This window comes from Polaribacter sp. KT 15, from assembly GCF_900143115.1.
Lineage (GTDB): Bacteria > Bacteroidota > Bacteroidia > Flavobacteriales > Flavobacteriaceae > Polaribacter > Polaribacter marinaquae.
This window is the reverse complement of the sequence record NZ_LT670850.1, coordinates 2,226,884-2,242,991: the sequence shown is the minus strand read 5'-3', so window position 1 is coordinate 2,242,991 and position 16,108 is coordinate 2,226,884. Positions and strand designations below refer to the sequence as shown.

Below are 16,108 nucleotides of genomic sequence, written 5' to 3'. Positions count from 1 at the left end.
GTGGTAAAAATCACAAAATTTTAAGCCATACATAAAAATAATAAATATTAATTTTATTTTATTTTTTTTATTTTTTTTATTTTTTTTATTTCAAATGGGTAAAATAAAAACATCCAAAACACATAATCAAAAAAAGCAAATAACATACCTACATCTGTAGATGCTCTAATTGTTAATGCCAATAACAAGAACAATAAAGGTAGGTTCTCTTTTATAAATACTTTAGACTTCTTATATAAATGATAAAAAAACAATAAACTAGCAATACCTACTGTTGAGTGAAAAGCAAGCAGAGATGAATGAACATGCGAGTATGTAGCTAGAACTTGACTTAATTGGTTTACTGTATCCATTCCAAACAAAAACGAATAAAAATCCATCTTTTGAAAATACAAAGAAACTATAGATGATCTACCGTCATCATTTAAAAAGTTATCTACATTTTCAAATTTATTCAGCTCACTCATTTCTTCTAAAAAAAAATCACTTAAGCTAACAAAAAGAATTAAGAGTAAAATAATACTTACAAAAAGCTTTATTCTATCTTTTTTATTAAACCTAGGCAATAGAATAGCTAATAAAATTAAGATAGATGCAACAATACCAGACCTACCCAGAGCGTACAAACATAAAAAAACAGTTACAAAAGCGGGTATTGAATTATACTTTTTTTTATTTTTAAGAGAAACATAATAATACGGTAAAACAGTTATTATTAAATAAAAAGAAACATAATTTCTTGAATTTAAAAAAATCTCACTTGGGCTAGGGTTTATTTGCAACCTCATAAATATATAAAATACCAAAAACCAAAATGGAAATAAAAGTAGCCAGGGTTCAGATTTAAATTCATTTATTTTTTTACCTATAACACCTGTAATTATAATACTAAAAATAGCTCCAACTAAAATTTCATGCCTAATTAAAAATGAATTTATAAGAACAAAAATTATTAATACAATTGCTAATATTGTAGTTTTATTTATTCTAAAATTTTTCAAATTAAAATTAGCAGAGGTTATGTAATTAAAAACAATTAAAAAGCCTAAAAACATAGTAATTAAATTGGTCTTTAAAACCTCGTTAAACATATACTGCTGGTAAACTAAGGTAAAAATAATGTATAAAATTATTAATCCTGTAGACAGTATTTCTCCTTTATGAAAAACTTTTAGCACTTTATTCATTGATTTAAACTATTCTGTTCAAATGAAACTTATATTATTTAAATTTCTTTATTTCATTTATTGGGAAATCTGTTTTACCATCAAATACATAAGGTTCTACTACATTGCCTTCGGCCCATTCATTCCAAGCTTTAATAAAAACAATTTCTGGTAACTCTTGTTTTATTCCTTTTAAAGTATCTAGTTGTTTTTTAACAAAAGTAGAAATTTCACCATCAATAACAAACCCTCTTTCTTTATAACGAGGCGTGTTGTCCCAACCCGTTAAAACACAAGGAAAATACAAGGAATTACTGTTTAAAACCTTAGTTAAATTTGTTTTAAATTTTTTTATGTAAGAATCTTGAGAAACCCTTACCGGTCCCTTAAAAAAACCAAAACGTTGTAAATGTCTTTTTATTTTAAATTTATTTATAGTACCTGTAACATCTCCTGGAGGAAAACCAGCAAGAGAAAAATCTAAATGCTCTAAACCAGCAATATCTTTATCTACAGGAAACACCCAAAAAAAGCCTTTGCCAAAAGTTTCAAAAGCCATTTTTTCTAATAAAAGAATATAACTTTTAGCCTCTTTTATGTGTGGATTAAGAACTTGAAACATTGGCTTATCCTTAAACTTAATGTACCTATCATCTGTTATAAAATCTTTCAAATACTCAAAATGATCTATTGCAGATTGTTTAGAATATTCTTGCTTGAAGATAGTTACTTTATCATCACCAACCCAAGATTTTGTCCAATTAGTATTTGCCCATGCAAAAAAAAAGTTTTGTTTGATATGCTTGTTATTTAAATGCATTTCTTGAACTTTCTCAAGGGTTTTATTACCACTATCAAACCAGTAATGCCAATAACCAAAACCATCAATACCATTGTCTATTGATTGTTGACAGTGCTTCTCTAAAACTTTTAAATCACTTAGGTCATAAAAATCATTATCTAAAGGCAAAAGTGGTTGTTTATGCCCCTTAAAAAGCGGTTTTGCTTTTTTTACATTTACCCAATCTGTAAAGTCTTTTCCCCAGTATTTATCATTTTCTGGAGTTGGATAGAACTGTGGTAAAAAATAACTTATTAATTTCATAATACTAATTTATTTCGAAATGTCTTTGTAAATTGATAAGACAATTTTTCTTATGTCTTTTGATGTAAAATATTGAATTAACAAACTTAGTAAAATTACAAAGCCTGTAGTACTAATAACTATAATAAAATTTAATTTAGATTTATCTAAAGGCATAAATTTGCCAAAAAAGCTTAACAGCAATATTAACGTTGCTAATGGTAAAGATAATTTTAAAAAAATACGCTTTATAAAAAAACTTATCGGTAGACTTAAGTTCTTCATTAAGAAAATAATATAATAACCCACAGAGATTAATATTGTAAAAAATTTAAATGTAGGAAATGCAATCATATCAAAATATGGATATCCCAAATAAACACCTACCCAGTAAATTATAGGCATAGATATAGACATATAATACATTTCTTTCACTTTCTCCTTAGAAACTATATAGGCAGATGCTGAATATGTAACAAATGAGAAACAAAATAGTAGCGCGAAAATTCTTGCCATTGCAATACTTTCTATATAATCTTCACCAACCCAAGAAATAATAAGAGACTCTGAAACAACCGCTATCCCCACTGCTGGTAATACTGTTAACGGAGCTGTTAATATTAATATGTTTTTTATGAAGTTTTTCAATCCAACCTCATCATTATTACCAACATAATAGTTTGCTCTCACATTAAAAGGATTAAACACAATAGAAAATATAGAACGGAATAATGTTGCAAATATAATTGAAATAGAAAAAATTGCTACTTTATCAACACCAATAAACCTTCCTATTGCAACTTTATCTAGTTCATAAAATAAAACCCAAGATATCATTGCTATAAAACTAGAATAAGCTAACTTTTTTGATTTATTAAATATTTCCTTATTAAATCTAATTTCAGAAAATAATTTTATTAAATCATAATTATATTTTCTATTTGCAAGGTAAAACATAACTATTGTGCTTAAGAAATTCATTGTTTGAAAAAACAGAAAATATTCGATAATATAATATTTGCCTTCTGAAAAGAAAAAAAAAGTTGACGTAATAGTAATAATACTACTAACAATTGATATAATTTTGTTAATATATCCTTGCATCCTTATATTAAAAATAATAGTAACAGTTCTTTGTAATACAATTAAAGGAGTGAATATTGCCAAAATTAACATTAGAGAAGAAGAAATTCTTTTTAATTCTACAGTATCCAGTCCTTCAACAATTCTTTGAGGATAAAAACTATAATATAAGAATATCCCTGAGATAATTAAACTAAATGTTAAAAGTACAAATGTACCAAATCCAATATATTTCATTTCCTCTTTTCTATTTCCGTTAGCATAACTTTCAGTTGCATATTTAATGCTAGAAACAAGAAAACCTAAATCTGCATAATTCAAAAATATAAGTACAGATATACAAACGGAATAAATTCCATAAATTTTTGGTTCGGAAGATAAAAAAGGAACTACTATAAATAAGGACAAGAAACGTAAAACTAATGCAATTCCTTGCCATAGATAGGTTTTTATGTATTTTTTTGAATTTGAACTAGTTCTACTCATTATTTTTTCATCTTTTCTTTAAACCAAAAAACGAATTCAAAAGTAATGATCCATAATAAAAGAGACTTATACAAAACAGTTGCCATCTTTAACCTAGATATTCCATCATACAAACCCAAAGCACTTTCAACGCTCTTAATTAATTTCTCATCATAAATATATGTTTCTAAATTTTGATCCAAGACAAGTTTCTCTTTCAAATACAAATATTGTTTGTGTAACGGTTTTTCTATCACACCCTTTTTAAAATTTTTATCAGAAATATTAATCGTTTTTTCTTCTTCCCCATATAAAAAAAAAGGAATTCTCATTTCTACTGCCAAAAATGTAATTGTACTAATATCATTTGAAGTAACATAATTCGTTTCTTTCAATAGGGCGTATAAGCGTTCTATAAATCTTTGATCACTAGTATTTCCAGCTGTAACAACTTCTATACCATTTTTTTGATATTCCTTAAAAGTATCATTATTTATATCATGCATATGAAGTGAAACTCTTACCGGATGATATTTTTCTGGTAAAGCTTTTAATTCATTACAATATTTAGTTACATCAAATTCGAACCCTGCATTAGGTAAAGAGTGTATAGGTAAAGCTAGCGTACCTTTTGCTTCTTTACTTTTTTTTATATTATTCAATTTCCTATAAAATACTTGAGGAGAAAATAATGTATAAGCTTTTTTATTTGTTATTTTTTTATAATTCTGAACCTTTATTTTTCTATGAGCTAAAAAAACAGGAGCTCTAGATTCTTCTTCGTGTTTATAAGGGATATCCGAAAAAGAAGGACCGCTGTGATCACTATAGACTGCTAAGGGGAAAAAACTAGGATAGTATCCGTACTTTCTTATATATTTTCCAAAACTATACAATTCTGAAGACCAGTATAACCATATAGAATTCCCCTTCTTAATATTTTTTTTACTACAAATATGTTTTAACTCAAATTCTTCCATTAAGAAATTATAATTAGTTTGTATATTCTTTAGATAATAAAGAAATAATTAAACTATCCCAATACTTTCCTTGCTCAAAACAATTCTCTCTTAATAATCCGTCTTGTATGAAATTAAATTCATTTTTAAAGAAATCTATTTTTTTCTTATCAAATTCATATAATTCCATCCAGATTTTATTTAAATTCAAATTTTTAAATCCGTAATCAATTAAAAGAGTTGCAGCTTCTTTGGCTAAACCATCTTCATCAATATAGGATTCATTACCTCCAATGTAAAAAGAAAAATCTCCAGACCTATTTATCCAATTTACGTATAATAAGCCAGCAGCTCCAATAGGTTTATCTGTCGTTAAATCAACAATTGTAAACATAAAGTTAATATGTTTCGTCTTTTGTAAACTTTCATACCAAGTTTCTTGGTCAGCTAAGGATAATTCTCTTACTTCTCTAAAATTCTTTCTAAAATCAACAATATTTCGCCAATCTCTAAATAATGATAAATCCTCTTTTTCAACAGCTCTTAATCCAACCTTATAACCTTTAATCATAACTAATTTATATCATTTTTTTTGTTAAATGCTCACCAGCATCAATACTTTCCAACAAGACTTTTCCTACAAAGATATTTTTCTCATAAGGGTGAACTCCATCTTCTGATATTGGTCTTAAAACAATAAAATCTTCATCTTTTAAAATATGACCTTTCTCCAAACGATGTTTAACACGAAGACACCTTCTTTGAACAAGTTGAGATTGTATTTCATTATCTTCAACTATTTTAATTCCATCACCTAAAGCACTTAATAATTCATAAGATCTATCAACCATATCTCTCCAAGAATTGGGGTTCATAGCAAAGCCATGGTCAGGCCCTACTTGATCATTATCATCTGTAAAATGTTTTTCAATTACTCGTGCCCCAAGAGCTATTGCTCCTAAGGTAGTCGCATGACCTGATGTATGGTCTGATAACCCAAGGACAACATTTGGATAATCAATTGCAAATTGTTTTAAAACGTTAAGGTTACAATATTTAAAATTCTCTGAAGCCCCTGTATAATTTGTATTGCATTGCATTAAAACTAACTTATCAGTTTTATTCAAAGCCATATCCATCACTCTTTTAACATCTTCTTTTGAACTTGCACCTGTGGCTAATAAAACAGGTTTATTCTTAAGTAAAGTATATTCAATAATTTCTAACCAAGAAATGTCTCCTGATCCAATTTTATACATATCTACAAAGGGATCAACCAAATCAACAGATTCAAAATCATAAGCACTAGTAAAATAATCAATTCCTACTTTATCACATTCTTCTTTTAGAATTTTTGTCCAATCTTTAGAAATACTTGCATCTTCATAAACCTCAAAAACAGATTTTTTCCAATTAGACTGATGAGAAATTTTTCCTTTTAATTTGTCGAAACCAGATTTACTGACAATCTTATCCGCTTGAAAATTTTGAAATTTTGCTGCATCAGCACCCGAATCCTTGGCTAACTTAATTAAACTTATTGCTTTTTCTAAAGACCCATTATGATTTGCTCCTATATCTGCAATAAAGTATAAAGTATTATCATCAATAATCTTATTGCCTAATTTTATGCTATTCATTGTAATTTTCTTTTATTGATTGAATTGTCTTATTTAAAGGTGGTAATATTCTATTAAATTTCTGTTGATAGTAGCTTACATCTAAACTTTGATCGTTACTTCTTTTAGCTCTATCTTTAAATGATGCAATAGATCCTTTATTCAAATTATGGAAAGGTATATCTAAAGCTCCTAATAATTTCACACCAAACTCATATTTAGTACAGGAATCCTTTCCTGCAATATGTAATATTTTAGAATCTATAAAATTATTTTCGATTAAAAACTCTAATTCCTTTGCTAAATCCCAAATTGAGATTGGTGAAAATATCACGTCATTAAACAAACTTATAGTTTCATTTTTTAATGATGAGTTTAAAATCCATTCTACAAAACCAGATTTTAATTTATTTTCATTTAATCCTACAATCGTTGTTCTAATAATACTATACTTTCTATCTGAATTCAGCAAAAAAAACTCTCCTAACTCTTTAGATTTACCATAAATGCTCTCAGGAAAAACATTATCCTTTTCGGTTGCTAAATTCAATTTGGAGGGAAAAACTGCATCCGAAGATATGTATATTATTTCTACTTCATTTTCAGTTGCATCAATAAACTTTTTAACTGAGAGACCGTTTATATTAAGAGCCTCTAAAGGATTATCATGACAATAATTCCCATTGGTTAAAGCACCTGCATGAATAATTACATTTGGTTTACTCCAAGAAATTAACTCTTCAAAAGTCTTTGAAGATAAATCAAATTGTTTATATGAAACCGGACAGTCTTTATATTCTGAATTCCCTGTTGCATAAACATCAAATTTCTTAGATAATATTTTAACTAATGTTGCTCCTAACATTCCCGAAGCACCTGTAACTAATACTCTCATTTACCTTTTATTATTTTATACTTCATTTCTGCCAATTCCCAATCAGAAATGTGGTCAATATCTTGGGATTCAAGTTCTGATAATTCAATGAAACCAGTATTATCTGTCCATAATTTTCTAGCTTCAATAATTTTATCTATTTTAAAAAAATAAAACTGCCCAACATCATGATAAGACGGCTCTAAATCCTGAGAGCGAGTTTGCATATACTTAGGCTGAAACATTTCAATTACTCCCTTAGCATTAATCTTTACCGCTCTTTGTATAGGAAAGCTAAAGCGTACTATAGGAAAAACACAATCGTAATCATATTTTTCTAATTTACCAAAGCTCTCTAGTAATCTTTCATAAGTCACGAACGGAGCACATGGGTAAATGCATGAAGCGTACGTAAATTCTCTTCCTTGTTTTTTATATTCGCCAATAACTTCTTCTATAACATCAATTGTTGTTGCAAAATCATTTGAATTTTTCGTACTTCTAAAAAATGGAACAACAGCACCATATTGTTTAGCAATTTTGGCTATTTCATCATCATCTGTCGACACCATAACCTCATCAAACAAACCGCTGTTAATAGCACTTTCTATCGAATATGCAATAATTGGTTTTCCTAAAAAACACTTAATGTTCTTTTTAACTATACGTTTACTTCCTCCTCGTGCTGGTATAATTGCAATTTTAGCCATAACATTATACTTTAAAATCTACATCTACGTGCTTCACAACCAACTGCCTAAGAGATTCTACAGTTTCCCAATCCGTATTGTTATTAGAATCATAGGAAAAACCTTCAGGCACGTCAACACCATTGAAAGCCTTTTTATATTCTTCTTTTGAATAATTAGAATAAGGTGATTTCTGGGGTAAAATAGCATAATAATCTCCTAAATCTACAGTGTTAAAAGAATCTGAAGAGGTAATCATTTCTTCATGAAGTTTTTCACCCGGACGAATACCTACTAACCTTTGTTCTAATTCTGGTGCAATTGCTGTCGCAACATCAGGTATTTTATATGAAGGTATTTTTGGAACAAATACTTCACCTCCCCAAGCTTTTTCAATTGCATAAAAAACCATTTCACATCCATCCTCTAACGATATATTAAACCGTGTCATTTTATCATCTGTAATTGGAAGGAATTTTGCACCACTTTTCTTTTTATTCAAAAAGAACGGCATTACAGAACCATTAGACCCCATGACATTTCCATAACGAACAACTGAAAATTTAATATTTCTATTTCCTTTTATATTATTAGCTGCAATAAATAATTTATCAGATGCTAATTTCGTCGCTCCATATAAATTAATAGGAGCTGCTGCTTTATCTGTAGATAAAGCAACAACATCTTTAACACCACATTCTAAAGCTGCTTTAATTACATTTTCAGCTCCATTAATATTAGTTTTCACACATTCCATCGGGTTATATTCTGCTAAATGGACATGTTTCATTGCAGCAGCATGTATTACTACATCAATTCCTTCAAATGCACTTACCAATCTGGACTTATCTCTTACGTCTCCGATAAAATATCTAATAGCTGGATATTTATCTTCAGGGAACTCTTGAGCCATTTGGAAATGTTTCTGCTCATCACGTGAAAGTATAACCAAACGTTTAACATCTGGATTTCTTTCCAAAATTAATTTAGTAAACATTTTCCCAAAAGATCCAGTTCCTCCTGTTATTAATATCGATTTTCCATTTAAATTTAACATCTATTTATTTTTTATCAATTATTCAAAACTCATCAAAATACGCATCTATCATATTTTGATTCTTACTCTTTGTTTATCAATATAACCCCCTATTGTATTACGTCTTTTATCAATTATGATATAATCATAAACTCTAAACTCCTTAAACATAAAGTATAAAACATTTATAACAAATCAAATGCATTATATACAAATCCAACTTTCATAATTATTTTTTTTTTCAAAATTAACTTATTGTTTTAATAAATATAGCTTTCTGAAATTACACAATTAAAATCCTAAAACTTCTTTTAAAGAATCTTTCCAATAAGGAACTTTTAAACCAAATTTTTGTTTTATTTTATCCTTATTAAGTAAGCTATAATAAGGTCTTTTAGCTGCTGTAGGGTAATCTGAAGTAAGTATTGCATTCACTAGACAAGGTATTGCTTTTAATTCAAAAATAGTTTTTGCAAAATCATACCAACTGCATACCCCTTCATTAGAATAATGAAATAACTCTACTGTATTATTATTTATTTTCGGAATAATTTCCAAAATTGCCTTTGCCAAATCTCCTGCATATGTAGGAGTTCCTATTTGATCATAGATAACTCCAATACTTTCTCTTTCTCTCCCCAAACGTAACATGGTTTTTACAAAATTATTTCCATAATTTGAATACACCCAAGAAGTTCTTATAATAATAGAATTCTCTGGGTTAATTTTTTTCATTGCGTTTTCTCCGTCCAATTTAGTTTTTCCGTAAACAGATTGTGGAGAAGTTATGTCGGATTCTAAATAAGGCCTGTGATTTGTACCATCAAATACGTAATCTGTAGACACATGAATCAACTTAATTTTGAGTTCTTTTGATAATTCTGCAAAGTTTTTTACAGATAAGTGATTTAATTTATCTGATAATTCAATTTCATTCTCTGCTTTATCTACTGCGGTATGTGCTGCACAGTTAATGATAATTGTAATATTGTTGTTTAAAACAAAACGTCTAACAGCATCATGATCCGTTATATCTAATTCGTTGAAGTCGGTAAAATAAAATTTATATTTAGAATAATCAACCTCAATATTCTTTAATTCACTACCTAATTGACCGTTAGCTCCAGTTACTAAAATATTAGACATATAATTTTTCATTGATATTAAAATAGACTGCTTGTTTAAAACTTGGTTGATTGTTGTCTTTATCAGACAATTTCATTTCTTCTAGAGGAAGCTTCCAATCAATATTTAAATTTTTATCATCAAAGGCAATACCTCTATCACATTCTGGGCTGTAAAAATTATCTACTTTATATGCAAAAACAGCTGTTTCACTAAGGACAACAAATCCATGAGCAAAACCTCTAGGTACTAACAATTGCTTTTTATTTTCTTCTGTTAGTTCAACAGCAACGTGCTTTCCAAATGTTGGAGAGCCTTCTCGAATATCAACAGCAACATCTAACACTCTACCATTTATAACTCGTACTAATTTTGTTTGTGCATGTGGTGCCATCTGATAATGCAGCCCTCTTAAAACTCCATAAGTAGATTTGGATTCATTATCTTGACAAAAGTCTATTTTATAACCAATAAAATCTTCTAATTTATCTTGACGAAAGGTTTCTATAAAATAACCTCTATCGTCACCAAACATATTAGGGTCACAAATTATTACATCTGGAATTTCTGTTCTAGTAAACTTCATTTTCTCTGCTAACTCTATTAATTAAGTATTGACCATAACCATTTTTCTTTAATGGCTCTGCCAACAACAATACTTGTTCTTTATTAATATATCCCATTTCATAGGCAATTTCTTCTATACAAGCGACTTTTAACCCTTGACGATTTTCTATCGCTTGAACATAATTAGAAGCTTCTAACAAAGATTCATGTGTTCCTGTATCTAACCAAGCAAATCCCCTTCCCATTACTTCAACCTTTAAGTTTTCTTGTTCCAAATAAGTTTGATTTACACTTGTAATTTCAAGTTCTCCTCTATCACTTGGTTTTACCTCCTTGGCAATATCAATCACAGAATTAGGATAAAAATACAAGCCTACTACAGCGAAGTTGCTCTTAGGTTCTAATGGTTTTTCTACAATACTTAATGCATTCCCATGCTTATCAAAATCTACAACTCCATATCTTTCTGGGTCCTGCACATAATAACCAAACACAGTCGCATTCCCCTCTTCTTGTACATTTTTTAATGAAGATGCTAATAATTTTGAGAAACCATGACCATAAAAAATATTGTCTCCTAATACTAAACAAACATCATCATTCCCTATAAATTCTTCTCCCAATAAAAAAGCCTGTGCTAAACCATCTGGTGAAGGTTGAATTTTGTACGAAAATTTCATACCAATATCCTCGCCTGTTCCCAATAGTTTTTTAAAATTTGGTAAATCATCTGGAGTTGAAATTATCAAAACCTCTCTAATACCTGCTAACATCAACACAGATAAAGGATAATAAATCATCGGTTTATCATTTATTGGTAATAATTGTTTTGATGTCGCTTTTGTTAAAGGATACAAACGTGTCCCTGATCCCCCTGCTAAAATGATTCCTTTCATATTATTTTGTGTATTGATTTTGATAATAATCTTCGTAAGCACCACTTACAATTCTTTCCATCCACTCAATATTTGACAAATACCAATCAATTGTTTTAGACAAACCTTGTTCAAAAGTTACTGATGGCCTCCAACCTAATTCTTTATTTATTTTCGATGCATCAATTGCATATCGTAAATCATGACCTGGTCTATCTTTTACGTAAGTAATTAACTTTTCACTTTCTCCTTCTTTTCTCCCTAACTTTTTGTCCATCTGAACACAAAGCAATTTTATCAAATCGATATTTTGCCATTCATTAAATCCTCCTATATTATAAGTCTCTTCATTTTTACCTTTATGAAAAACCAAATCAATAGCTATTGCATGGTCTAACACATACAACCAATCACGTGTGTATTTACCGTCACCATAAACTGGCAATGACTTGTTATTTATAATATTATTAATAAACAAAGGAATCAGTTTTTCTGGAAACTGATTTGCTCCATAATTATTTGAACAATTTGAAATCACATATGGCAAACCATACGTTTCTCCATAAGCTCGAACAAAATGATCGGAACTTGCTTTTGATGCAGAGTAAGGTGAATTAGGATCGTATGATGTTGACTCAGTAAACAAGCCTGTTTCTCCTAAAGTTCCATAAACTTCATCAGTACTCACGTGGTAAAACAATTTATCTTGCCAATTATCTTGCCAAAGGTTTTTAAACGCATTTAGCAATATCATTGTTCCTAAAATATTCGTTTTAGCAAAAGCTAAAGGATCAGTAATAGATCTATCTACATGCGATTCCGCAGCTAAATGAATAACATTATCAAACTGATGTGTTTCAAAAATAGATTTGATATAATCCTCATCTGTAATATCTCCTTTCAAAAATGTATAATTGGCAGATGACTCTACATCAGTCAAATTCTCTAAATTCCCTGCATAGGTTAATGCATCTAAATTAAATATTTGATAATTTGGATAGTTATTTACAAACAACCTTACAACATGGGAACCTATAAAACCAGCACCTCCTGTAATTAATATTTTTTTTGACATAGCCTTTTAATATTTAAAAATCTCTTTTCAAGTAATTCAAAACTTATAATAATGATTTACCTATATCTTACTCGGCCTGTTTCAAAATTTCATGACCTGCCTTTAATAAATCTACATCTTTTTTCATTAATGTAATATCACCTATCATCATATCTTTAACCAAAGAAACTAAATCAAATTCTGGAACCCAACCTAACTTTTCTTTTGCTTTTGTTGGATCACCTAATAATAAATCAACTTCAGTAGGTCTAAAATAAGTAGGGTCTATTGATAAAACTTCTTTACCTATTTCTATTTGATAATCTTTATGATTACAAGCTGTAACAAAAGCTTTTTCTTCTACACCTTCTCCTTTAAATTCTAATTCAATCCCTACTTCACTAAAGGCCATTTTCACAAAATCACGAACAGTTGTAGTAACACCAGTTGCAATTACCCAATCTTCTGGTTGATCTGCCTGTAAAATCATCCACATCATGCGTACATAATCTTTTGCATGTCCCCAATCACGTTTTGCTTCTAAATTACCTAAATACACTTTTTCTTGCAAGCCTAAAGCTATTTTAGCAACAGCACGTGTTATTTTTCTTGTCACAAATGTTTCACCTCTTCTAGGAGATTCATGATTGAATAATAGACCGTTACAAGCAAACATATTGTATGCTTCTCTGTAATTTTTAGTAATCCAAAAACCATAAATCTTAGCTACTCCATAGGGAGATCTAGGATATAAAGGAGAGTTTTCATCATAAAAACCTCTTTCGTTTTTATTTTCTGGTAATCCTCCAAATAATTCTGATGTAGACGCTTGGTATATTCTAGTTTTCTCTTCTAAACCAAGAATTCTTACAGCTTCCAAAATTCTTAAAGTCCCTAAACCGTCAACATTACCAACATATTCTGGCATATCAAAAGAAACTTTAACATGTGACATTGCCCCTAAGTTGTATATCTCATCAGGTTGACATTCTTGTATAATTCTAGTTAAATTCATAGAATCAGTTAAATCACCGTAATGTAATTTTAATCTTTGGTTAGGATCGTGAGGATCTTGATATAAGTGATCTATTCTATCAGTATTAAAAAGAGAAGCTCTTCTTTTAATACCATGTACCATGTATCCTTTCTCTAATAATAGTTCTGCTAGATAAGATCCGTCTTGACCTGTTATACCTGTAATTAACGCTACTTTCATAAAATTTAATTGGCTTCTAATTTAACCTCTTTTATATTTTCTATATTGTTTAAAAACCATTGATAGGTTTTCTCTATTCCTTCTAGTAATTCTGTTGAATATTCCCAACCGATATTTTGCATCTTAGAAACATCCATTAATTTTCTTGGAGTACCATCTGGTTTTTCCGAGTCCCAAACAATATCTCCTTGATGTCCTGTAACTTTTTGAATGGTTTCTGCCAGTTCTTTTATTGTAATATCTTTACCAGAACCAACATTATACAAATATTCTGGCAACTTGTTCTCTAAAGCGTATACCACTGCTTCAGCCATATCATCTACAAATAAAAACTCCCGCATTGGTGTTCCACTACCCCATAAAGTTACATCTGAATTTCCATTAATTTTAGCTTCATGAAACTTTCGTAACATTGCAGGTAAAACATGTGATGTTTTCAAATCAAAATTATCAAAATATCCATACAGATTTGTTGGCATTAAACTTACAAAATCTTTATTGAATTGTTTTCTTATCGCTTGACAAGATTTTACTCCTGTTATTTTTGCTATTGCATACCATTCGTTAGTTGGCTCTAATGAATCTGTTAGCAAATACTCTTCCTTAAGTGGCTGTGGAGCCAACTTTGGATAAATACAAGAACTTCCTAAAAAAATAAATTTATTGATACCACATTTTAGTGCACTATCAATTAAATTATTTTGAATTTGCATATTTTCCATTAGAAATTGGTATGGAAAATCATTGTTTGCTAAAATTCCACCAACTCTTGCTGCTGCATCAATAATAGCCTCTGGTTTTTCTGCCTCGAGAAACTTAAGAACCTCTACTTGATTTTTTAAATCTAATTCTTTACTAGTTTTACCTATTAAATTTGTGTAACCTTTTTTCTCTAAAGCTCTCCAAACAGCAGACCCTACCATTCCGCGATGACCAGCAATATAAATTTTTGTATGTTTATTCATTACAAACTATTTTCCAATTTGAAAATATTCAAATCCGTTATCTTCTAAATTGAATGCATTATATTGATTTCTACCATCAAAAATAATTGGTAATTTCAATTGTGTTTTAATCTCTTCAAAATCAGGAGATCTAAACTCTTTCCATTCTGTTAACAAAATTAAAGCATCAGCACCTTTTAAAACTTCATATTTAGAATTATAATATTTTATATTTTTTGCATCTTTTAAGTAAAACTCTTTAGACTCTTCGATTGCTTTCGGATCGTAAGCGTTTACTTTTGCTCCTCTTTTTTCTAATTCTTTAACGATATAAATAGCTGGAGCTTCTCTCATATCATCAGTTCCTGGCTTAAAAGCTAATCCCCATAAACCAAAAGTAAAACCAGTTAAGTCCTCTCCAAAACGTTTTACTATTTTATTAGCAATCACTAATTTTTGAGCATCATTAACGTTTTCAACAGACTCAATTAAATTTGCTTTATAACCATTTTCTTCGGCAATCTTCTTAAGAGCTTTAACATCTTTAGGAAAACATGAGCCTCCGTAACCTGCGCCAGGGTATATAAAACTGTAACCAATTCTTTTATCTGAACCAATACCAATTCTTACTTTATTAGCATCTGCACCAACCCTTTCACAAATATTCGCAATCTCATTCATAAATGAAATTTTTGTTGCCAACATTGTATTTGCAGCATATTTTGTCATTTCCGCAGAACGAATATCCATAGTGATAAAGCGATCGTGAGTCCTAAAAAAAGGTGAATACAATTGCTTCATTTTATCAAAAGCATAATCGGAATCTGCACCAATCACCACTCTATCGGGTTTCATAAAATCATCAATAGCCGCTCCTTCTTTTAAAAACTCTGGATTTGATACAACATGAAACTCAATATTTTCTCCTCGTTTATCTAATTCAGATTGAATTGTTGCTTTCACTTTATCTGCTGTACCAATAGGAACTGTAGATTTATCAACAACAATTAATCTCTTACCCATAGTTTCTCCAATAGATTTAGCAACCGCTAAAACGTATTGCAAATCTGCAGAACCATCATCACCCATTGGCGTACCAACAGCAATAAAAACAATTTCGGCATCACTAATTGCTTCACCTAATTGTGTTGTAAAAAACAAATTATTATTTTTTACATTTTTTAAAACCATTTGCTCCAAACCTGGTTCAAAAATAGGAATAATTCCTTGTTCTAATTTCTGTATTTTATTTTGATTAATATCAACACAGGTTACCTTATTTCCCATTTCCGCAAAACAAGTCCCAGAGACCAAACCCACATAACCAGAGCCTATAACAGCTATATTCATAA

At 29.4% G+C, this 16,108-nt stretch carries 16 protein-coding genes; all 16 read right to left on the bottom strand.

The window, feature by feature from the left end:
* Nucleotides 1-53 precede the first annotated feature (53 nt).
* The 16 genes from B5464_RS10085 to B5464_RS10010 all read right to left on the bottom strand — a co-directional run bounded on the left by B5464_RS10085 (nucleotide 54) and on the right by B5464_RS10010 (nucleotide 16,106).
* Nucleotides 54-1,187 (bottom strand): hypothetical protein, encoded by a 1,134-nt coding sequence (locus tag B5464_RS10085; RefSeq protein ID WP_079738255.1) that lies wholly within the window; start codon nucleotides 1,185-1,187, stop codon nucleotides 54-56.
* Nucleotides 1,188-1,221: 34 nt separating this feature from the next.
* Complete coding sequence (locus tag B5464_RS10080; RefSeq protein WP_079738254.1) at nucleotides 1,222-2,271, bottom strand: glycoside hydrolase family 99-like domain-containing protein; 1,050 nt, start codon at nucleotides 2,269-2,271, stop codon at nucleotides 1,222-1,224.
* A 9-nt stretch (nucleotides 2,272-2,280) separates the two neighbouring features.
* A complete protein-coding gene (locus B5464_RS10075; protein ID WP_079738253.1) occupies nucleotides 2,281-3,819 on the bottom strand; it encodes a lipopolysaccharide biosynthesis protein in 1,539 nt (512 codons plus the stop codon).
* Nucleotides 3,819-4,778, bottom strand: coding sequence for a hypothetical protein (locus B5464_RS10070; protein WP_079738252.1), 960 nt, complete (start codon nucleotides 4,776-4,778; stop codon nucleotides 3,819-3,821). Before B5464_RS10070 ends, B5464_RS10075 begins: the two co-directional genes overlap by 1 nt.
* Nucleotides 4,779-4,791: 13 nt before the next feature.
* On the bottom strand, nucleotides 4,792-5,328 hold the full coding sequence (locus B5464_RS10065; RefSeq protein WP_079738251.1) for a GNAT family N-acetyltransferase: 537 nt from the start codon (nucleotides 5,326-5,328) through the stop codon (nucleotides 4,792-4,794).
* Between the two features lie 7 nt (nucleotides 5,329-5,335).
* Complete coding sequence (locus B5464_RS10060; RefSeq protein WP_079738250.1) at nucleotides 5,336-6,397, bottom strand: N-acetylneuraminate synthase family protein; 1,062 nt, start codon at nucleotides 6,395-6,397, stop codon at nucleotides 5,336-5,338.
* The gene (locus tag B5464_RS10055; RefSeq protein WP_079738249.1) at nucleotides 6,390-7,271 is read right to left on the bottom strand and encodes an SDR family oxidoreductase; all 882 of its coding nucleotides are present in this window, start codon (nucleotides 7,269-7,271) and stop codon (nucleotides 6,390-6,392) included. Before B5464_RS10055 ends, B5464_RS10060 begins: the two co-directional genes overlap by 8 nt.
* The gene (pseF, locus tag B5464_RS10050; protein WP_079738248.1) at nucleotides 7,268-7,960 is read right to left on the bottom strand and encodes a pseudaminic acid cytidylyltransferase; all 693 of its coding nucleotides are present in this window, start codon (nucleotides 7,958-7,960) and stop codon (nucleotides 7,268-7,270) included. Before pseF ends, B5464_RS10055 begins: the two co-directional genes overlap by 4 nt.
* A 4-nt stretch (nucleotides 7,961-7,964) precedes the next feature.
* Complete coding sequence (gene pseB, locus B5464_RS10045; protein ID WP_079738247.1) at nucleotides 7,965-8,996, bottom strand: UDP-N-acetylglucosamine 4,6-dehydratase (inverting); 1,032 nt, start codon at nucleotides 8,994-8,996, stop codon at nucleotides 7,965-7,967.
* A gap of 270 nt (nucleotides 8,997-9,266) precedes the next feature.
* Entirely contained in the window at nucleotides 9,267-10,121 is an 855-nt protein-coding gene (gene rfbD / locus B5464_RS10040) for a dTDP-4-dehydrorhamnose reductase (protein ID WP_079739010.1), read from the bottom strand.
* Nucleotides 10,114-10,686: a dTDP-4-dehydrorhamnose 3,5-epimerase gene (rfbC, locus tag B5464_RS10035; protein ID WP_079738246.1), complete on the bottom strand. Its 573-nt coding sequence runs from the start codon at nucleotides 10,684-10,686 to the stop codon at nucleotides 10,114-10,116. The genes rfbD and rfbC overlap by 8 nt, the downstream gene beginning before the upstream one ends.
* Nucleotides 10,673-11,563: a glucose-1-phosphate thymidylyltransferase RfbA gene (gene rfbA, locus B5464_RS10030; RefSeq protein ID WP_079738245.1), complete on the bottom strand. Its 891-nt coding sequence runs from the start codon at nucleotides 11,561-11,563 to the stop codon at nucleotides 10,673-10,675. Before rfbA ends, rfbC begins: the two co-directional genes overlap by 14 nt.
* 1 nt (nucleotide 11,564) lies before the next feature.
* Complete coding sequence (gene rfbB, locus B5464_RS10025) at nucleotides 11,565-12,617, bottom strand: dTDP-glucose 4,6-dehydratase (RefSeq protein WP_079738244.1); 1,053 nt, start codon at nucleotides 12,615-12,617, stop codon at nucleotides 11,565-11,567.
* Nucleotides 12,618-12,684: 67 nt separating this feature from the next.
* Nucleotides 12,685-13,812: a GDP-mannose 4,6-dehydratase gene (gene gmd / locus B5464_RS10020; protein ID WP_079738243.1), complete on the bottom strand. Its 1,128-nt coding sequence runs from the start codon at nucleotides 13,810-13,812 to the stop codon at nucleotides 12,685-12,687.
* A gap of 5 nt (nucleotides 13,813-13,817) precedes the next feature.
* On the bottom strand, nucleotides 13,818-14,777 hold the full coding sequence (locus B5464_RS10015) for a GDP-L-fucose synthase (RefSeq protein WP_079738242.1): 960 nt from the start codon (nucleotides 14,775-14,777) through the stop codon (nucleotides 13,818-13,820).
* Between the two features lie 6 nt (nucleotides 14,778-14,783).
* Nucleotides 14,784-16,106, bottom strand: coding sequence for a UDP-glucose/GDP-mannose dehydrogenase family protein (locus B5464_RS10010; protein ID WP_079738241.1), 1,323 nt, complete (start codon nucleotides 16,104-16,106; stop codon nucleotides 14,784-14,786).
* Nucleotides 16,107-16,108: the final 2 nt, after the last annotated feature.